This is a genomic window from Pseudomonas arabinosi (genome assembly GCF_047758675.1).
GTDB classification, from domain to species: Bacteria; Pseudomonadota; Gammaproteobacteria; order Pseudomonadales; family Pseudomonadaceae; genus Aquipseudomonas; species Aquipseudomonas arabinosi.
The window spans coordinates 4403368-4422116 of record NZ_CP180480.1 but is presented as its reverse complement, the minus strand read 5'-3'; the positions used below and the strand labels follow the sequence as shown (position 1 = coordinate 4422116).

General features: G+C 58.4%; 23 protein-coding genes and 1 pseudogene. 9 read left to right on the top strand and 15 right to left on the bottom strand.

Translation table 11 applies throughout. From position 1 onward, the window contains the following. Nucleotides 1-397: 397 nt before the first annotated feature. Nucleotides 398-1249: a CAP domain-containing protein gene (locus tag ACMXYJ_RS20515; RefSeq protein WP_415756660.1), complete on the bottom strand. Its 852-nt coding sequence runs from the start codon at nt 1247-1249 to the stop codon at nt 398-400. 175 nt (nt 1250-1424) lie between these two features. Between ACMXYJ_RS20515 and ACMXYJ_RS20510 the strand changes: the two genes are divergently transcribed. Further along, complete coding sequence (locus ACMXYJ_RS20510) at nt 1425-2045, top strand: cell wall hydrolase (RefSeq protein WP_415756659.1); 621 nt, start codon at nt 1425-1427, stop codon at nt 2043-2045. 272 nt (nt 2046-2317) lie between these two features. Here ACMXYJ_RS20510 and ACMXYJ_RS20505 read toward each other — a convergent pair whose 3' ends face one another. The 3 genes and pseudogenes from ACMXYJ_RS20505 to ACMXYJ_RS20495 all read right to left on the bottom strand — a co-directional run bounded on the left by ACMXYJ_RS20505 (nt 2318) and on the right by ACMXYJ_RS20495 (nt 5327). Next, nucleotides 2318-3292 carry a DUF1214 domain-containing protein gene (locus ACMXYJ_RS20505; protein ID WP_415756658.1) on the bottom strand — a complete coding sequence of 325 codons (975 nt, stop codon included), beginning with the start codon at nt 3290-3292 and terminating at the stop codon, nt 2318-2320. A gap of 201 nt (nt 3293-3493) precedes the next feature. Then, nucleotides 3494-3895: pseudogene (locus tag ACMXYJ_RS20500) on the bottom strand (DUF1214 domain-containing protein); the annotation flags it as partial. A gap of 7 nt (nt 3896-3902) precedes the next feature. Next, complete coding sequence (locus ACMXYJ_RS20495; protein WP_415756657.1) at nt 3903-5327, bottom strand: GGDEF domain-containing protein; 1425 nt, start codon at nt 5325-5327, stop codon at nt 3903-3905. 71 nt (nt 5328-5398) lie between these two features. On the opposite strand from ACMXYJ_RS20495, the gene ACMXYJ_RS20490 reads away from it, so the two are divergent. Further along, nucleotides 5399-5707: a hypothetical protein gene (locus ACMXYJ_RS20490; protein ID WP_415756656.1), complete on the top strand. Its 309-nt coding sequence runs from the start codon at nt 5399-5401 to the stop codon at nt 5705-5707. Between the two features lie 10 nt (nt 5708-5717). On the opposite strand, the gene ACMXYJ_RS20485 is transcribed toward ACMXYJ_RS20490, so the two are convergent. Next, complete coding sequence (locus tag ACMXYJ_RS20485; protein WP_415756655.1) at nt 5718-6203, bottom strand: adenosine-specific kinase; 486 nt, start codon at nt 6201-6203, stop codon at nt 5718-5720. Between the two features lie 174 nt (nt 6204-6377). On the opposite strand from ACMXYJ_RS20485, the gene ACMXYJ_RS20480 reads away from it, so the two are divergent. After that, nucleotides 6378-6578 carry a YbdD/YjiX family protein gene (locus tag ACMXYJ_RS20480; RefSeq protein WP_415756654.1) on the top strand — a complete coding sequence of 67 codons (201 nt, stop codon included), beginning with the start codon at nt 6378-6380 and terminating at the stop codon, nt 6576-6578. Here ACMXYJ_RS20480 and ACMXYJ_RS20475 read toward each other — a convergent pair. Further along, nucleotides 6575-6700: a hypothetical protein gene (locus ACMXYJ_RS20475; RefSeq protein ID WP_415756653.1), complete on the bottom strand. Its 126-nt coding sequence runs from the start codon at nt 6698-6700 to the stop codon at nt 6575-6577. The two genes, ACMXYJ_RS20480 and ACMXYJ_RS20475, sit on opposite strands and share 4 nt — an antisense overlap. A 31-nt stretch (nt 6701-6731) precedes the next feature. Between ACMXYJ_RS20475 and ACMXYJ_RS20470 the strand changes: the two genes are divergently transcribed. Further along, the gene (locus tag ACMXYJ_RS20470; protein ID WP_415756652.1) at nt 6732-7664 is read left to right on the top strand and encodes a GlxA family transcriptional regulator; all 933 of its coding nucleotides are present in this window, start codon (nt 6732-6734) and stop codon (nt 7662-7664) included. 104 nt (nt 7665-7768) lie between these two features. Then, nucleotides 7769-8743 carry a nitrilase-related carbon-nitrogen hydrolase gene (locus tag ACMXYJ_RS20465; RefSeq protein ID WP_415756651.1) on the top strand — a complete coding sequence of 325 codons (975 nt, stop codon included), beginning with the start codon at nt 7769-7771 and terminating at the stop codon, nt 8741-8743. A 52-nt stretch (nt 8744-8795) separates the two neighbouring features. Here the strand turns inward: ACMXYJ_RS20465 and ACMXYJ_RS20460 are convergent, their stop codons facing one another. The 3 genes from ACMXYJ_RS20460 to ACMXYJ_RS20450 form a co-directional block, all read right to left on the bottom strand. Further along, a complete protein-coding gene (locus ACMXYJ_RS20460) occupies nt 8796-9494 on the bottom strand; it encodes a dienelactone hydrolase family protein (RefSeq protein ID WP_415756650.1) in 699 nt (232 codons plus the stop codon). A 94-nt stretch (nt 9495-9588) separates the two neighbouring features. Then, a complete protein-coding gene (locus tag ACMXYJ_RS20455) occupies nt 9589-10104 on the bottom strand; it encodes an HvfX family Cu-binding RiPP maturation protein (RefSeq protein ID WP_415756649.1) in 516 nt (171 codons plus the stop codon). Nucleotides 10105-10160: 56 nt separating this feature from the next. Then, nucleotides 10161-10364 (bottom strand): HvfA family oxazolone/thioamide-modified RiPP metallophore, encoded by a 204-nt coding sequence (locus tag ACMXYJ_RS20450; RefSeq protein ID WP_095132146.1) that lies wholly within the window; start codon nt 10362-10364, stop codon nt 10161-10163. A gap of 367 nt (nt 10365-10731) precedes the next feature. On the opposite strand from ACMXYJ_RS20450, the gene glsB reads away from it, so the two are divergent. From glsB to ACMXYJ_RS20435, 3 genes are all read left to right on the top strand, one after another. Further along, nucleotides 10732-11640 (top strand): glutaminase B, encoded by a 909-nt coding sequence (gene glsB / locus ACMXYJ_RS20445; RefSeq protein WP_415756648.1) that lies wholly within the window; start codon nt 10732-10734, stop codon nt 11638-11640. A gap of 197 nt (nt 11641-11837) precedes the next feature. Then, the gene (locus ACMXYJ_RS20440; RefSeq protein WP_415756647.1) at nt 11838-13340 is read left to right on the top strand and encodes an aldehyde dehydrogenase family protein; all 1503 of its coding nucleotides are present in this window, start codon (nt 11838-11840) and stop codon (nt 13338-13340) included. A 170-nt stretch (nt 13341-13510) separates the two neighbouring features. Continuing rightward, nucleotides 13511-13861, top strand: coding sequence for a BON domain-containing protein (locus ACMXYJ_RS20435; protein WP_415756646.1), 351 nt, complete (start codon nt 13511-13513; stop codon nt 13859-13861). Between the two features lie 80 nt (nt 13862-13941). Here ACMXYJ_RS20435 and ACMXYJ_RS20430 read toward each other — a convergent pair whose 3' ends face one another. Next, nucleotides 13942-14604, bottom strand: a complete 663-nt coding sequence (locus ACMXYJ_RS20430; RefSeq protein ID WP_415756645.1) for a carbonic anhydrase — start codon at nt 14602-14604, stop codon at nt 13942-13944. Nucleotides 14605-14771: 167 nt separating this feature from the next. Further along, nucleotides 14772-15239, bottom strand: a complete 468-nt coding sequence (gene cynS / locus ACMXYJ_RS20425) for a cyanase (protein ID WP_415756644.1) — start codon at nt 15237-15239, stop codon at nt 14772-14774. Between the two features lie 124 nt (nt 15240-15363). Between cynS and cynR the strand changes: the two genes are divergently transcribed. Then, entirely contained in the window at nt 15364-16269 is a 906-nt protein-coding gene (gene cynR / locus ACMXYJ_RS20420; RefSeq protein WP_415756643.1) for a transcriptional regulator CynR, read from the top strand. Here cynR and ACMXYJ_RS20415 read toward each other — a convergent pair. The 4 genes from ACMXYJ_RS20415 to ACMXYJ_RS20400 form a co-directional block, all read right to left on the bottom strand. Next, complete coding sequence (locus ACMXYJ_RS20415) at nt 16255-16557, bottom strand: hypothetical protein (RefSeq protein WP_056741688.1); 303 nt, start codon at nt 16555-16557, stop codon at nt 16255-16257. The two genes, cynR and ACMXYJ_RS20415, sit on opposite strands and share 15 nt — an antisense overlap. Nucleotides 16558-16681: 124 nt before the next feature. After that, the gene (locus ACMXYJ_RS20410; protein WP_415756642.1) at nt 16682-17011 is read right to left on the bottom strand and encodes a hypothetical protein; all 330 of its coding nucleotides are present in this window, start codon (nt 17009-17011) and stop codon (nt 16682-16684) included. Between the two features lie 519 nt (nt 17012-17530). Beyond that, complete coding sequence (locus ACMXYJ_RS20405) at nt 17531-18034, bottom strand: GNAT family N-acetyltransferase (protein WP_415756641.1); 504 nt, start codon at nt 18032-18034, stop codon at nt 17531-17533. Between the two features lie 48 nt (nt 18035-18082). Then, complete coding sequence (locus ACMXYJ_RS20400) at nt 18083-18712, bottom strand: glutathione S-transferase family protein (protein WP_415756640.1); 630 nt, start codon at nt 18710-18712, stop codon at nt 18083-18085. Nucleotides 18713-18749: the final 37 nt, after the last annotated feature.

Genomic DNA, 18749 nt, shown 5'->3' with positions numbered 1-18749 from the left:
CGCTATCAACGAAATTGTTGAGCGCAGACTAAGAGCAACTTTAGAGGGCGTCCAATCACTATTAATGACCGGCTGATCGACAGGGTCGATGAAGGATCTAATTCAGCGATTAAGTTGTTTTGTGTATTTTCAACTAGCTGATTAATAACGAGAAAACCATGATAGATGTCCTCGGTAATGCAGTCGTAAATAGCGATTAGACAATATTTAAACCCCCTTCATATTCTTTCTCCGTCAATCGGACAAAGATCTGAATCAGGGCCGGCCAGGCGGCCGCGTGCTACCCGCAGAGCAATCCGCTGGTGCCGCTGGAAAGATCTGGCTGGGCAACGATTGCAGAAAAAAAACCGGAGCCCCATGACAGGGCTCCGGTTTTTTTCTATCCGGCGTCCCGAACTTACGGCGCCCCGAACATCGCGGTCCAGTAAATCCCCGGATCACTCTTCGGATCAACCGCATAGGCCGCGCCCAACTCCCGGTAATTTGGGTTCATCAGGTTCGCGCAGTGACCGGCGCTGGACACCCAGCCATCGACCACCTTGCGCACGGTGTCTTGGCCGGCAGCGATGGTCTCGCCAACCTGCCCGCCGCTGTAACCGGCCAATTCAGCCCGATCACCCGGCATGCGGCCATCGCGGTCCTTGTGATCAAAGTAATTGTTGTTGGCCATCGACCGGGCGTGCTCCTCGGCCGCCGTCGCCAACGCGGCGTTCCAGACCAGTGGGGTGGCGGCGGCAAAGGATTGCGTGCCGCACTGACGCGGCTGGCTGCGTGCGATGTTGAGCTCGGCCAGCAGCTTCTGGCCTTCCGCTTGCCAGTCGCCCAGGCGACCGCTCAACAGTGGACGCGCCAGCACGATGCGCCACTCACGGTCCTGGCGGCTGACGCCAACATCGACGAATTGCGGGTCCAGCACGATCTGGCAAAAACTCTCTTGAATAGCTTTCATCGCCGACGGCGCATCGCGCGGTCCGGACAGGCTGATTGCCTGCACATTCTTCATCGGATAACCCGCGCTGGCCATTGCCTGCTGCAGATTGCCAACGCTGTTGGCGTTCAGCGCCAGCCGTGGGTCGCCGGCCAGCGGCGGCAGTTCCTGCGATACCTGACCCGCGCAGCGCTGCACCTGGCTGCGGTAGAGGTTGATCGAATCAATCAGTTGTTTCTCGTCGACCGCCAACGCATTCATGGCGAACAACATCCCCAGTGACACCGTGGCAAGACGCATAGCAGATGATTTGAAGCGCATGGAAATCCCCTTGAGCTGACTGCGCCCATGATGCGCGATTTCTCCCCTGCCAGCACAATGACTTTTCACGCCCCAAGACTGTTTTTTTGTCCGTCTGCTGGAATGAATTCTGGCAACTACAATCAAGCAAAGTCGCCAGTGTGGCGTGCTTCCGGTTCCGTCAGAAAGGTCGATCATGCGAGTTATCTGGATAGCCACCTGCTTGGCAATAACCCTTCTCGCCGGCCAGGCCCTCGCGTCTGAACAGGAACAAAAAAAGGAAGTGGCTGAGGACAAGGCCGAGGTCCTTGAGCGTAAAGCTGCGGAGAAGAGCGCCGATGTACCGGTGCCCAAGTCCGAAGCCATCACCACCTCTGAAGTTCAGGCCGTCGATCCCGTCGGTGCGTCGCCGCTGGACGATGCAATCACCTGTATGGCCCGCTCCATCTATTGGGAAGCCAAAGGCAAATCGTCCGCCGACATGGAAGCCGTCGCCAGCGTCGTCATGAACCGCCTGGGCCACGAGGGCTTTCCGGACACGGTATGCGCCGTGGTCAAGCAAGGTTCTGAAACCAAGAATTGTCAGTTTTCGTGGTGGTGTGATGGACGCTCGGATCAGGTCCAGGAAGAAACCCAATACGCGATTGCCAAGGAAATCGCGCGCAAGGCGCTCAACAAACAACTGAACGACCGAACCCACGGCGCGATGTATTTCCACGACAGGAAAGTGAAACCCGCTTGGGCCAGGAAATACATCAAGACCACCGAGACTTCGATGTTTCTCTTTTATAAGCCGCGTGGTGGGACGGCGAAGTAGGGGCGTTCGCATGAGCGAGGTCTACGCCATCCTCAAAGCCTATGGCTTCAAACTCGGGAATCCAGGCGTGTATTGATAGTGTCGATCCAGATAGCTGAGGCGAAAGTAAATCGTCGGTGGTGTGACAAACGAGAGCGCCGTTACAGGGGCTGCGGATCAGTGAATGTATTGGCTATTGAAAGACTCGCAAAGCCACAACCCAAAGCTGTCGATCAAAAATGCCGAAGACATAAGTGCACTAATGCACTCATGTCGTTCAGACGCATCTCAGATCATTGTTTGATCAAGTCACCCGGTTTCCATGCCTTGTCGAAGAACGCCTTGGTCGGGCCGTACAACCGCAGAATCACGAAGTAACCTTCGCCCGGCAGGGTTTTGATCCGGTTTTTACCGGTACCCGGTGAGTCTGGGCCGAAGTGCACGTCGATTGAGCCGTCGGTGTTGGTGACGGGGTTGTCCATGGTGTTCAGTGACGGGAACGGCTGGCCATTATCCAGGCCTGATGCAGTGATCGAGTCATACGCCGTCACCGACCAGAACAATGCCGCCGGAATGCCTTTGGGCAGGTTCAGCGAGTAGCTGTTGCTGCCGGACAGGAATTGGCCTTTGGCATCGACGAAGGTGGCCGGGTACTTGGCGCCGACGTTTTCCATGTTCACCGCCATGCCCGGGCTGGCCGAGTAGGCATTGGTGAAGAAACCGGTGCGCGGGTCGATGTAATTGAAGGTGTCGGCAGTGAACGTCGCATTGCCGGGGAATACGTTCAACCACTTGCGATCCGGATACCAGGTGCCATTGGCGACAATGGTTTGCGGCGTGCAGGAAATGGCATGGCCGATCTTGCTCGCGGTTTTCGCAGCCTTGTCGAGCAGGTCACGGGTGGCTGCCTCTGGTTTGAACGGTTTGCCTTTGACGATACCCAGCGCGGCGAGCATGCCGCGCATTTCCATGTCTTGCGGGTCAACGTATTCGTGGTCGATGAACCGCGACAGCATGTCGAACGCGCTGCCATCGGTGGGGTAGAGCATGTTGACCGGAGTTTTCGAGGCATTGGGGAACTCCATCGCCTTGGCCGTGGCCTGTTTGCCCAGCGGATAGATGCGGGTTTGCTCCATGACCGCGACCGGTGCCTCCAGTTGTTTCGGATCCTTGAAGAACCCGCGCCAGAACACGAACACGCCGTAAGTGCGCGAGCGGTAAGTCAGATAGCCCGGCGGTACCTCACCCTTGTAGTCCGGTGGCAGCACCAGATACTGGCACCCTTGCCTTTGTCCGGCCCCGGCAGCCCGACATCACCACACCACTGGCGTCCTTCGATCTGGCCCTCGGAGCAGATTGGCCGTTGGAAGAAGTCATTGAGAATGCCCTGCAAACCTGGCGGTTGTAACCAGCACCGAAGGCTTTTTCCGAGCCTTCTTTCATGGCGTACATGTTCAACGCCGACAGCGCCCAGATGTATTGGCTTGCAGAGATTTGTTCTTGGTGCCGATCGAGTAACGCTTGAGATCATTGGGGGAAAAGAAGTGCTGTTCGTTGTACAGGGTCAGCGACCAGAAGCCTTTCACCGGTGGCAGCTGACCTTTGGCAAAGGTCACGTGCGGATCGGCCTTGGCGATGGCCGCGAGGGCGGCCATTTGCGCGTAACGGGCTTCTTCGCCCGGCAACGGTTTGGCGTCCTGGAGCAGTGCCGGCAACTCGTCGAAGAATTTTTCCGGCATCACCCATTTGGTTTCGCCGCTGCCCGCGCCGTACACCACGTCCTGAGTCGGGCACGCTACCAGACGTTCGGCCGGATCAATGTAATCACTCAGCATCGACAATTGATTGATCAGCGCGACCGGGACGATGCCGACGCTTTCACATAGATTGGAGGCTGGTTTTGATGGTCGTGACCACACGATTACGGCCTTCGTGTTTAGCGTGATACAGGCGTTGATCGGCTGTACGCAGAATGGCCTCGATGGTGTCGCCGTCGCGGCCGGATTGCGATACGCCGATGCTCACGGTGACCACGGTTAACCGCTGCAGGCCATGAAAAGAATTGTTTGCGACGGTACTTCGCAGACGCTCAGCGATCACGTGCGCGCCTTCGAGTGAAGTCTGAGGTAGCAGAATCATGAATTCTTCCCCGCCCACTCGGGCTACGCCGTCATACGGCCGGATCGAATCGAGGCATTTCTCCACGAAATCCTTCAGGATGTCATCGCCAACCTGATGCCCGAAGCGATCGTTGATGGACTTGAAATTATCCAGATCGAGTGCCAACACGGAGAACGGCTCACCGCCGCGCTTGGTCCGGCCCATTTCGACTTCGAGTCGCTCCATGAATCGACGCCGATTATCAGCACCCGTCAGTGGATCGGTCGCCGCAAGGTGCCCGAGTTCTTGATTGGTGCGCTGGAGTTCCTGCAGGGCGCTCTCGGTATACGCCATCGCTTCGGCAAGACGCACCATCAGCTCCTCTTGGCTGTAAATCTTCGAGAACGACCGCGTGGTGAGGAACGCTTGCACGACCCCATAGCTCAACATGAAGAATCCACCGGCGAAGATCGCATGAGCGAGCCACCACATGTGGTTCCACGGACGTGCAAGGATGAAGGCAAGCGATGACAGCGCGAACGCGGTGACCGAGACGACAAAAATCATCATCAGCGGCGAACGGATACGGCGCAGCAAGAGTATTGCCACAGTCAATGTGGATAGAGCGAGGGCACCACCTTCCATCGAAAGGCGCACCGCGAGGTTGCCGGCGATCGGTGAATTCGCGACGTACGCCACTGCCACGTCAACCAGCAGGAACAGTCCTATCCAGGTCAACCACGGGCGGGCCTTCATTCGTTGGTCCGCGGCATCGGGTGGGCGGTGGTACGACAGCATTCCGACTAACAGCAGAATCGACATGACCAGTCGAGAGGCCGGTCCATACAGCAGGAAGAGCCAGATATTGTGGTGTGCAAGCCCGGTGAACGCACCATGCAACGCGTAGATCAGTACAAAACCGAGAAAACCTAGCGTCATCCATCGCAGCAGCGGATCTCCCGATGACTGATAGCAGCGCCACGTGACGTAAGTCACAAACAGGCCCGCCAAGGTGGCTGCCGTGATCGCAATGATATGGAACAGGTGGTTTTCGAAAATAAGGGTGGGGTCTTGAAAGACGTATAAGTAGCCAATCAGATAGGCCGGAACAAACGCAAACCCTGCGAGCAGCAAGTAGGCGTAAACCTTGACCATGAGGCGGACGGCTTCAGGTGGCTCGCCGCTGGCGATGAGATTGCTCATGGTTCCCTCCAAGTTGAAATCTATTTAGCCATCACCGGTCCGGTGTTGGCGCCAAAGCCGCCGGCATGCCAATGATCCTTCGCATCATTACGCAAATATGGGATGGACCGATCTATGGCAATTCAATATTAGACTCCTTCCCGATTTCTGCTGCACAAGCAGGTAAAAATGTTCACGCGAACACAATGACGTGGGGCTTTCCCGGCATCGACCGGCGTCTGCTGAAAGTGCAATTCAGCTTTTTGCTGATGGTTCTGGGTGGACGGTGCAATCAACTGGCGGTGGCCTGGTGGGACTTGCAGAAAACAGGCTCTGCGCTCTACTTCGCCAGCATGATTGCCTGTTCCATTGCGGCGGAGGTGTTAGCCAAGCCTGTTTAACGGAAGGTGCTCAAAGTTTGTAGCCGATCTGCCGCAACAGGTTCTTGCGCCACAGGATGTCTTCCTCGCCTTCAATGCCACGGGCACAGTAGCCATCCACCACGCCCAGAATCGCTCGTCCTTGGTCCGTCTCGGCAAGAATCACTTCAGTCGGGTTGGCCGTTGCACAAAAAATACGGCACACCTCTGGAACCATTTTGACGGCGTTCAACACGTTTACGGGATAGAAGCCATCGTCGAGGAAAATGATGAAGCTATGGCCTGCGCCGATGGCTTGGGCATTGCTCCGTGCCAGTTCGATCATGGCGGTGTCGGTGCCGGACCAGCGCACCAGGCATTCGCCGGACGCTTCGCAAAAGGCCACGCCAAAGCGGATACCTGGCACGGCATTGACCAACGCTTCGTGGATGTCCTCGACGGACTTGATGAAGTGGGTCTGACCCAAAATGAAGTTCGTTGCTTCAGGCTTGTCGATTTTCAACGTGATGAGTTGCATCTCGAACGCCTCCTTTCACGATGTCGTTATTCTTCAGCCTAGCGTGAGAACGAGCCGGGCGTTGTGCATCGATGCGTTTGATACTTGAACATACAAAGCGCCCCGGAGCTGACACATTGCAGATACATCGGTGCGCTTTCATGGGCCAGACCCACAGTCATAGAGAGATTTGCCATGTACAGCAAACTGAAGCATGTCGCGAAGTTCCTCAGCCAGAGCGCGCGTTTAATGGTTGGCGTGCCCGATTACGATAACTACGTTGCGCAAATGGCGCTCAATCATCCCGGCGAGCCGGTCATGAGCTATTCGGCGTTTTTCCGTGAGCGTCAGGAGGCCCGTTTCGGCAGTGGAAAATGCAATACCCGTTGCTGCTAGAACTTCGCATAGTTCAGCGCATCGACAATGGCCGAGCCGCCAATGCCGGTTAGCGTCAGTACCCTAAGCGTGCAATGACGATCATCTTGCGATGCAACGTCAGTGGCTGTTAAATCAGGCATGCCACCTTTAAGGTCAGAAGAGCCAACCGCCATGCACTCCATCGGACTCATCGTTTACCCCGGGTTTCAGGTGTTTGGCCTGGCCATGTGCGCCACGTTCGAGTTGGCCAACATGGCCACAGACGAACCGGCGTACAGCATTGCCTTGCTGTCCGAGCGCGGCGGTACGGTGCAGACCTCCGCCGGGTTTGGCGTGGAAACCACGGCGTTCGACCAGCGCTCGTTCGACACGCTGCTGGTGATGGGCGACAACCTGATCCGTCCGGTATCGCCGGGCATGGTGGCGTTTTTGCGCAACGCCAGCCGGACCACCCGGCGTCTGGGCTCGATCTGCACCGGCGCCATTGCGCTGGCCGAGGCTGGTTTGCTGGACGGTCGACGCGCGACCACGCACTGGTGTCATGCACCGGCGCTGCAGAAGGCGTACCCGAAGGTGAAGGTCGAGGAAGACCGGATCTTCATCAACGACGGCAATATCTGGACGGCCGCGGGCATGAGCGCTTGCGTCGATCTGGCGCTGGCGCTGGTGGAAAAGGATCTGGGCGCGGAGGTGGCGCGGCGGGTTGCCCGGCAATTGGTGGTGTACCACCGGCGCGCGGGAGGGCAGTCGCAGTTTTCGGTGATGCTCGAACTGGAACCCAAGACCGATCGCATCCAGGCCGCGTTGGCCTATGCCAAGCAGAACCTGAAGTCCGCGCTGTCGGTCGAGGAGTTGGCCAGCGCCGCCAACCTCAGCCCTCGGCAGTTCAGCCGCGTGTTCCATGCCGAAACCGGGCAATCACCGGCCAAGGCCATCGAAAACCTGCGGGTGGAAGCGGCGCGCCTGATGATGGAAACCGGGCGGCACCCCATCGACGTGGTGGCGACCGATACCGGTTTTGGCGATAGGGAGCGGATGCGTCGGGCGTTTATCCGTGCATTTGGCCAGCCACCGCAAGTGATCCAGCGCGCGAATCGAGGCTGACGCTCAGGATGTCCTAAAAGGTGGTGTATTCGACATTCCGGTCTAAATATTATCGGCGTAATTTTGATCTCGTTGAAGTCCACTCCCTCAATGAGATCCCCGTCATGACCCTCGTAAAAGCCGCCGCCGTACAAATCAGCCCAGTGCTCTACAGCCGTGAAGGCACCGTCGACAAAGTGGTGCAGAAGATTCTCGAACTCGGTGAGCAGGGCGTGCAGTTCGCCGTGTTCCCGGAAACCATCGTGCCTTACTACCCGTACTTCTCGTTCGTTCAGTCGCCTTTCGAAATGGCGGCTGAACACCTCAAACTGCTGGATCAGGCCGTCACTGTCCCTTCGGCTGCCACCGAGGCCATCGGCGCCGCCGCCAGACAGGTTGGCATGGTGGTTTCCATCGGCGTCAATGAACGCGACGGCGGCACGCTGTACAACACGCAGTTGTTGTTCGATGCCGACGGCACCCTGATTCAGCATCGCCGCAAGATTTCCCCGACCTATCACGAACGGATGATCTGGGGCATGGGCGACGGCTCAGGCCTGCGCGCCACCGACAGCGCGGTAGGGCGCATCGGCCAACTGGCCTGCTGGGAACATTACAACCCGCTGGCCCGTTACGCCTTGATGGCCGATGGCGAACAGATCCATGCGGCGATGTATCCAGGATCGTTTGCGGGGCCGTTGTTTGCTTCACAAATGGAAGTCAGCATCCGACAGCATGCATTGGAGGCAGCGTGCTTCGTGGTCAACTCCACGGCCTGGCTGAACCCTGAACAACAGGCGCAAATCATGGCCGATACCGGCTGCCCCATTGGCCCGATTTCCGGCGGTTGCTTCACTGCGATCATCAGCCCGGACGGCGTGGTGCAGGGCTCGCTGACTGAAGGCGAAGGCGAGGTGATTGTCGACCTCGACATGAGCCTGATCGACAAGCGCAAACGCATGATGGATTCGCGCGGTCACTACAGCCGCCCGGAACTGCTGAGCCTGCTGATCGACCGCACACCGACGAGCCATGTGCATGAGCGCAGTGCACATCCGAAATTGGCGGTGACCGATACCGTGGAAGAGCTCAGTCGTTAAACGGCAGACACAAAAAAGGGGACTCTGGAAGTCCCCTTTTACTCGCCTGGTCTTACAGTTCCATACCCAAAAAGATCAGCGTGTTGCCATGTGCCTCAACCGCTGCGCGCTGGTTGTAGCTGTCGCGATGCGAGCAGTTGAAGCCATGTTCGGCCTCGGGGTACACGACAATTTCCACGTTATCGTTGGTATCGAAACGCTCGGCGATTTTCTCCACGGCTTCCAGTGGAATATGGCTGTCCTGTTCACCGAAGTGCATCAGCAGCGGCACTTCGATTTCATCGGCCCGGTCCAGATGATTCTGGATTCCGCCGCCGTAATAGGCGATGGCCACGTCCACCAGCCCATTGGCGGCGGTGTGGTACGAGAGCAAACCACCGAAGCAGTAACCAATCGAAGCGATCCCGCCGTCCAGACCCGGCTGGGCTTTCAAGGCGTCGATGGCCAGTTCGATATCTTTCTGCGCCTTGCCGACGTCGGTGGCGTTCATCAACTCGACGGCGCGTTTCCAGCCGGCCTCGTCGTAACCCAGTTCGATCCGCGCGCCGCTGCGCCAGAACAGGTCCGGTGCAATCACCAGGTAACCGTCGGCAGCGTATTGGTCGGCGACCGAGCGGATGTGTTCATTCACGCCGAAAATTTCCTGGATCAACACGATCCCCGGGCCTTTGCGGGTGTGCGGAATCGCCAGGTAAGCGCCGAATTTACCGTCGGCGCTGTCGATCTCGATCCATTGGGTGGTCACGCTCATGGTGGCTCCTGTCTTCACATGTGAGTGGGGTGAAGCTGGCTGGGGCTGTCAGTCGTCGATGCCGGGTTCTTGACGTTATCAAGCCCCTGGCGCCTCAGCGGTTATCGCGACGCCAGAAGACTCGAGCCAGCAACGCATCGAGGCTAAGCTTGCCGGCACCCGAGAGCAACAGCGGCATAAAGGCCGCGAGGTAGATCAGCGGCAGTTTGAAGTTGCCGTGACCCTTGTTGCTGATGGCGTAACCCTGGGCAAGCTCACTCAATGTAGACCAATCGGCCGGCCAGTGAACGGCAGCGGTCGCGACGACCGTGACCACGATCAACATGACTGCCGAGATCCGTGTTCCCAGGCCGACCAGTATGGCCAGGGCGCAGATCAGTTCGGCCCACATCGACAGTTCCCAGTTCAGCGTGGCCGGCACGTGGTTGAAGGGAAACGGGAAGCTGTCCTGAATATCGGCGAACCAGTTTTCGCCATTGAATTTTTCCAGGCCGGATTCGAAGAACTCCCAGGCGAGGAACACCCGCAGGGTCAGCGGCGCAATCCAGCTACCGGCACGGTCGAGGTTCAGGTGCAGGCCTTTCACAGCCGAAGAGAGTGAGGTGGTCATGGCTTGATCTCCGTTCAGTCAGGGACGTGGGGCATCGCGGTGCCCCATACAGTGGGTTACTCGCCAGCGCCGCACTTGCCTTCGCCGCATTTACCTTCCGCCGGTTTTTCTGCCGTGTCGGCCTGGACCTGGCTGTAGCCGTGGGCCAGTTGTTTCATGCTGAACGCCTCGGACTCGGAGGCAGAAGCCGCGTTGGACAGGGCCAGGCCGCCAGCGATGATCAGGCCGAGGGTCAAGGAAGAAGTCGAGAGCTTGAACATGGTGATACTCCGTAGCATTGAGTGAGTTGAGCGCTTTGATCGGCGTGGCCAATCGACAGGCACAGTTCATCAAGCAGGTGTATCTGCGATGTGTCTTTGGCGTGGGGTTTTAGGGGCGGGGTGTGTCGGAGGGGCGCTGTACACACTGTGATACAGGATACAACACCGGTTGGTGTAGGAGCTGCCGAAGGCTGCGATCTTTTGATCTTGTTCTTAAAATCAAAGTCAAAAGATCGCAGCCTTCGGCAGCTCCTACAGGGGGGATCAATTCGGATTTTGCTGGTACAAAACTGTGATCCGGCCCCGACCAGTGGCGTCTAGCGTCTGTGTCCCCGCAATCCCATGGGGCGTGACTTCGGAACCCGGCATGCAAGCGCTGTTGAACGAGATCCTTGACGCAGTACGTCCCCTGATCGGCCAGGGCAAGGTGGCTGATTACATTCCCGCCCTCGGTACGGTGCCGGCCGATCAGTTGGGCATCGCGGTGTATGGCAATGACGGCGAGCTGTATTGCGCCGGCGATGCCCATACGTTGTTCTCGGTGCAGAGTATTTCCAAGGTGTTCAGCCTGGTGCAGGCCATCGGACACTCCGGCGAAGACATTTGGAAGCGCCTGGGTCACGAGCCTTCCGGCCAACCGTTCAATTCGCTGGTGCAACTGGAGTTCGAGCGCGGGCGCCCGCGTAACCCCTTCATCAACGCCGGTGCGCTGGTGATCTGCGACATCAACCAGTCACGCTTTGCTGCGCCGGCACTGTCGATGCGCGACTTTGTCCGTCGGCTGTCCGGCAACCCGCAAGTCATGGTGGACGGCAAGGTCGCCGAGTCCGAATACCAGCATCGCGCGCGCAACGCGGCGATGGCTTATCTGATGCAGTCTTTCGGCAATTTCCACAACGACGTCGAAGCAGTACTGCGCAGTTACTTCAGCCATTGCGCGCTGCGCATGAGCTGCGTGGATCTGGCGCGGGCGTTCTGTTTTCTGGCCAATGACGGTTTCTGCAAGCACAGCGGCGAGCAGATCCTCAGCGCCCGCCAGACCCAGCAAGTCAACTCGATCATGGCCACCAGCGGCCTCTACGATGAAGCCGGCAACTTTGCCTATCGCGTCGGTTTGCCCGGCAAGAGCGGCGTGGGCGGAGGGATTGTCGCGGTGGTGCCGGGGCAATTCACGGTGTGCGTCTGGTCACCGGAGTTGAACACCGCCGGCAACTCCCTCGCGGGCATGGCCGCGCTGGAGTTGCTGAGTCAGCGGATTGGCTGGTCGGTGTTCTAGTCAGCGCGGCAACGCTTCGACCCGGCTGCGCAAACACGCCAGCGTTTCATCGTCCAGCACCGTGGTGATGTCCAGGTGCTCTTTTGCCTGAAAGAGGTTCATCGCATCCCGGGTCTTTTTGCAGGCGTGCGGTTAATGACGCTCCAGGGATTTTCCTATACATTTTCCGGCCGCCCACTGCATGGTGAAAACGCTTCATGTCTCTTGCGCTCGAACGTCTAGTCGCTGGCACGCCTATCCCTTTCGCCGGGAATCGTGTCTCTGTGGTCAGCCCCGAATTGGCCGCGCGCTTTCAGCCCGGGGACCATTTGCTGGTGGAGCAGGTCAGCGGCGAATTGTTGCTGATCCCGGTGGCCGACCAGCAAGCGGCGGCCATCGCAATCGAACGTGCCGAAGCGGCTTTCGGCGCAATGTCCGCGGTTTCCGATCAAGCCATCAGCGAGTTCTTTGATCGCTTCGCCCAACGCCTGGAAAACCCTGACTGCTGGGCCTTGATCGAAGCCGCCAACCTGGCTGACATCGAGCGGGCCAAGGCCCGCGGACGCTCCACCACGCGGCTTCTGGCGGATGAACGCATGCGCCGCGACATGATCGCCGGCCTCAGGGCCTGGCGTGATGCGTCGGCCACGCGTGGCAAAGTGGTCAGTTGCATCGAGCATGACGGCTGGAAAGTCGAGCAAGTGGTCTCGCCGCTGGGCATCGTCGCGTTCGTCTTCGAAGGCCGGCCGAACGTCTTCGCCGACGCCGCCGGTGTGTTGCGCACGGGTAACACGGCGGTGTTGCGCATTGGCAGCGATGCGTTGGGCACGGCGCAAGCCATCGTCACCCACGCACTGAATCCGGCGCTGAGCGACGCCGGGTTGCCGACCGGCGCGGTGTCGCTGGTGGAAAGCGTCAATCACGCGGCCGGTTGGGCGATGTTCGCCGACCGGCGCCTGTCGCTGGCAGTGGCCCGTGGTTCGGGTCGCGCCGTCAGCCAACTGGGCAGCATCGCCCAGCAGGCCGGCACCGCCGTCAGCCTGCACGGCACCGGTGGCGCCTGGCTGATCGCCGACAAGGACGCCGATGCCCAGCGCTTTGCCGCTGTGGTGCGTAATTCTTTGGATCGCAAGGTCTGTAACACCCTGAACGTCTGCCTGATCCAGCGCGACCGCGCCGCCGAACTGGTGCCGTTGTTCCTGGATGCGCTGCAACAGGCCGGCATCGCTCGCGGTCAGGGCTGCAAGTTGCACATCGTTGAGGGCAGCGAACAATACTTGCCTACCGAATGGCAGACGGCGAGCGTTGAGGTGTACCGCGCCGAAGGCTATCAAACCGAAGCCATGGCCGAACCGCTGCCCGAGGATCAGTTGGGCCGCGAGTGGGAATGGGAAGAAACCCCGGAAGTCAGCCTGAAGATTGTCGATGACCTGGACAGCGCCATCGCGTTGTTCAATCGCTATAGCCCGCAGTTCACCGTGTCGTTGATCAGTGAAGATGCCGCGGCTCAGGAACGCTTCTATAACGCGGTCAACGCACCTTTTGTCGGTAACGGGATTACCCGCTGGGTCGACGGACAGTACGCGCTGAACAAGCCGGAACTGGGTCTTTCGAACTGGGAGAGTGGCCGCCTGTTTGCTCGCAGCGCGATTCTCTCGGGAGATGGGGTGTTCACGATCCGCAGTCGCATGACCCAGACGGATCTGTCGGTCAAACGCTGATCCAGCGCCACGACCCCAGTCAACGGCCGCACTATACTTAATGTGCGTCCGTATGGGCGTGGCGAGCACTCCAAAACGAATCTGATGTCCATAACGCTCGCCTGAGAGTCAGAAGGCTGCACAGCCAATGGATGGGCAGTGCGTCTGATGACGTGAGGGAGGGTTACACCATGAAACTTCATTCCTTTCAGCAATACTCTCATGATCTGGAAAGGGGCGTTCACGACACGTGGATTACTGCCAGGGTGAAGTCAGCCTTGGCAATGGCTGAACCCAGCCTTGGCCTGCAAATCCATGTCAAAACCCACGGGGGCACGGTGGCATTGAGCGGCCGCGTCAACACCCATAAACAGTGTGAGCAGGCTGTTGCTCTGACCCGTTCGGTTCAGGGCGTCGTCGACGTCGATGCCAGAGACTTGCTGACTCACGTGTTCACGCCAGGCAGCATTCCAGAACCCCCCAACGCTGAAGAGACCCCTGAAACTCGGCCTCAATCGTCAACAAAGATGGACGATAAATAACCCGGTCGATCGTGTCAGTGCAGCGCTCCCGTGAGCCGGGAGCGCTGCGTCGATCGTCTATCTGCCAATGGATACATACTTCAGGCGGCTGCGTCTATGGATCGGGCTTGAAGGGCGCAGGTGTCCGGATACTCGGCGAGCGCTACAAAACGGTGGCTGTCGGCATCCAGCGCGTCGACCGAACCGGTCTCGATGTCGTAAACCCAACCATGCAAATTCAACAGGCCTTTCTCCTGAGCCAGGCGCACGCTCGGATGCGTCTGGATATTGGCCAGTTGCGCGATGACATTCTCCCGAACCATTGAACTCACCTTCGCCGCTTCATTGGCGTGAGGGCGGGATTCGTTGATGACTTTCGCTGACTCGGCGTGTTGCAACCAGCCGCTGACGGCGGGCAGGTGGTCCATGCATTTGCACTTGGCGACGGCGGTCATGGCGCCACAGTCCGAGTGCCCGCAGATCACAATGTCGGTGACGCCGAGCACTGCGACCGCATATTCGACCGTGGCCGACACACCGCCGGGGTGAGGGCTGTAGGAGGGCACGATGTTGCCGGCATTGCGGATCACAAACAGTTCACCGGGTTCTTGTTGGGTCAGCAGTTCCGGCACGACACGGCTGTCGGAACAGGTGATGAACAGCGTGCCCGGATGCTGGGTGGTGGCCAAGTGTTTGAACAGGTCGGTCCGTTGCGGAAAGGCGTCTTTCTGGAACTTCAAAAAACCTTCGATGAGCGCTTTCATGGCGATGTCCTAATACGTGAATCGAATGATTATTTTGTAGCAGCTGCCGAGCCCGCGAGGCTGCGTTCGGCTGCGCAGCAGTCGCCTCGATCTGCGAGGACTACGTCCTCGAACGCAGGCTCGGCAGCTGCTACGGATATAGCGTCGTGGTATGGGCCGGCAACCGCTTAGAAAGGACGCAGTGGCAGGAACTTGCCGTCGAGGGTGATCACTGCGCGGGAGCCGCCTTCCGGGTCTTCGACTTTCTTGATGTCGAGCTTGAAGTTGATCGCACTGATGATGCCGTCGCCGAATTGCTCATGAACCAGGGCTTTCAGGGTGGTGCCGTAAATCTGGATCATTTCGTAGAAGCGGTAGATGGTCGGGTCGGTCGGGACACCCGAGAGGCTGCCACGCAACGGGATGATCTGCAGGCGGGCCACGGAGTCGGCGTCCAGGTCCAGTTTCTCGCCAATCACTTTGGCGGCGCTTTCCGGCAGCGGGTGCTGACCGAGCAGGGCGGCAGTGACGTAGGCCAGACCGAGGCCGGTGCCGTCGGTGAGGTCCTGCCAGGACAGGTTTTTGCGCGCTTTTGCATCGAGGATCGACGTGGTCAGGGCCAGGCTTGGTTCGTTGTAAGCGTGGGACTGTTGCATGGTGTTTCTCCTGTCGGGAGTGAGGTTGCTTGGGTGTGGAGCAATCTTCTGCCGAATGATCCATAGCGTCCAAGACCGATATACAATGCAGTGCATAAGCACAGCCTATAGATGGTGATTCCCCATGCTGCTCCGACATTTGCGCTATTTGCTGGCGGTCGCCGACCACGGCGGTTTCACCCGCGCCGCCGAGGCGCTTCACGTTTCGCAGCCGACCCTGTCCCAACAGATCCGGCAACTGGAAGAAACCCTGGGCGTCAGCCTGTTCGACCGAACCTCGCGCACGGTGAAACCCACCGATGCGGGCGAGGCCTACATCGAATGTGCTCGTCGGGTGCTGGTGGAACTGGAGGCAGGCAAACGTGCGCTGCATGACGTAAAGGATTTGTCCCGCGGCACTTTGCGGCTGGCCATGACGCCAACGTTCATGGCGTACCTGGTGGGGCCACTGGTGCGCGATTACGTGGCGCGGTATCCGAACATCCATCTGCAGATTTTCGAGCTGTCGATGGATGACATCGAGGCCGGGCTGGTGGATGACTCACTGGACATCGCCATCGCGTTTACCCAGGTCAGAAATGCCGATATCGAGTCGATCCCGGCGTTTACCGAGACGTTGGGTGTCATGGTGGGGCGCGATCACCCGTTATACGAAAGCCAGGTCGGGTTGTCCGCGCAAGAGGTCGCGCAACTGGAATTTGCGCTGCTGGCCCCCGACTTCGTTACCCGCACACGCATTGATGAGTACTTTGCCCAGGAGCAGATCACGCCGAAGGTGGTGATCGAGGTCAACTCGGTGAGCACCTTGCTGGAAGTCATTCGGTACACCGCCATCGCCACCATCCTGCCGGAGCCCATTGCCACCGAGGGCCGGGCGTTGCGCAAAATCCCGTTGTTGGGGGAGTCACCCAAACGAGGCGCCGCGCTGCTTCGACGCAAAAACAACTATCACAGCGCAGCGTCGGTGGCTTTTATGGAGCTGGTGTTGGGTGCGGCCGCAGGTGAGTCGACGACGTCAGTCTTCTATTAATTGGCACACACCATTGGGCGCCTTGCCCGTGGAGGACACCGTGACCGAGTCGTCATCGGAGAGGAGGATCGAGATGACGACGCCCGAACCCTTGGCTTCGAATCGGCGATCGTCAATGGCTTTGGTCTCGGCTTCCTTGCTGTTGATCAACACCGGTCCGTCTTGGTCCGCATGGACGATGATTTTGCCGGGGCAGTCCGCATCGAACAACGGAACGCCGGTGATGCTATTGGCATGGGCAGCACTGGCCATTACGAGTAACAGCAAGCCTGTCAGTTGTATGTTCATCACAAACCTCCAATGATCCAGTGCACACGGTTAACCATAGCGTTGTTTGGTGCGCACGAGACAAACAAAAAGGCCCCGCTCGATATGACGAGCGGGGCCTTTTTATGGATGGGGTGTGCAGGTATCAGTAGAACCGATCAATCACCCGAACTTCGTTCTGGTTCTGCATCGAGGCCCACGCCTGTTTCAGCGTTTGCAGAACATTACCGATGAAGTCCTTGTCAGCCGCGGCTTTCTTGCCGACATAGCCTTGGCCGCGACGGTACATCTTCAGTCGGGCGAGCAGGTTCTGGTTGTTCTTGTCGAACTCCGCTTCATCAGCGTGCGTCGACAGGCAGTCGATATGCACCTGGCCCGACTTGCTGATCCACAGAATATGGCTGTCATGGCTGTCTTTTTGCGCAGCGAACAGATGAGCCAGTTCATCGATAGTGGGTTGATTGTTCAGATTCATAGTAAGCCCCTTGACCATTTGGTGATCTTTCAAAGTTGATTCGCTAATACAGGTAGCCCATCGGTTAGTTGATCCCTGGCACCGAAACCAGGACGTCAGCGGTCAGCCGTCAAATTGACGGGGTCCCGCGTCTGTTGCATGTAGTCGTGTTGAATAACTGCTACGCAATAGCGTCACAACGAGGAGAAGCGGCGAAAACCTTCTGGCCACTGCCGACGTTTTCAGGGTCGACCACAAGCTTCATGAGGATTGATCGCCAGCGCTTCTCGTCCTTGTACTGGACGTTCAGGCCAGGTCAGCTTCTTCAATCTGCCTTGTGGGCAGCGTGTATCCGGGAAAAACAGCTCGGCGGTCAGACGAGCTTGCTCAAACGTGTTGCCTGTTCTCCCGATCGGGGAGACGTCTGCATCATGCAAGGGCAAATCGGAGGCGTCAACGGTTTGTAGTGATTATTTTTGGTCACTACATATTGTCGGACAAAGTCGTTTGGAATTAAAAAGCGGAAGGGGAAAGCGTCAGTCAGGACGCTGGGAGCGATGCCTGGAATTGGTAAACGGTGCAGGGATAACCGTCTACCGGCAGCTGATGCAGGGTGAACTCGCCATGGGTGAGTTCGGGCAAGACCCGAGCCCAGAACCGCTGCGCAGGCTGATTCACGTCGAGGTGGAAAATTTGCCATTGACCGGGGAACCGGCTCAAGAGGGTGGAAACGACAAACTTCGCGACGCCTTGGCCACGAAAGCGTCGACTAACAAAAAAGTAGCCGATGTTGTACTCGGCGCCGTGCAGATGGGTTTCATCATCCACCGTCACGAAACCGGCCAATTCGCCGTCGACCTTGATCAGAAACGGCCTGGTTGCGGGGTTGCGCCAATAACCCGGTTTGGGCTGGGCGTTGAAGAAGCCATGCTCACCGAGCTTCAGCGGCAGCCACTCGCTGAAGTCATACATGTAGAACTGCATCAGGTTTTCAATCGTTTCCAGTTCGTCGCGCTGGGCGGCGTGCAGTTCGATCAAGGGCATGTTGATTACTCCTGAGGTGCAGGCCATCCCTGGCCTGGGCGTGTTCACTCAGTGGGGGGCGAAATCGTATTTCCCGCCTTTTTTCAGTGCGGCTTGATAGGCCGGGCGGGCCTGAAAGCGTTCAATCCAGGCCGCTATATGAGGATAGTTGTCGAGCTTGCCTTGGGCTCTGGCGATCTCACCGATAAAACTCATCTGGATGTCGGCGGCGCTGAACTCATCGCCCAGCAGGTAATCGGACTGGCTCAGAGCGGTGTCGAGGTAGCTCAGGTAGTTGGCCACCTCCGAATTGATCCGCGGATGCAACGGCGCGCCGGCCTCACCGAGACGCCCCACGTACAGGTTCAACATCAGCGGCAACATCGCCGAGCCTTCGGCGAAATGCAGCCACTGCACGTATTCGTCATAGGCGGGGGTGGACGGATCGGGTTGCAGGCGACCGTCGCCATGACGGCGAATCAGGTAGTCGATGATCGCCGAGGACTCGATCAGCTTCTGCGCGCCGTCTTCGATGACCGGTGATTTACCCAGGGCATTGATCGCTTTCAATTCCGGCGGTGCCAGGTTGGTCTTCGGATCGCGCTGATAGCATTTCAGCTCGTAAGGGATGGCGAGTTCTTCCAGCAACCAGAGAATCCGCTGGGAACGGGAGTTGTTCAGGTGATGCACGATAATCATGGTCGATGCCTTATCAGAAAATGGGGTTGTCGCTGGA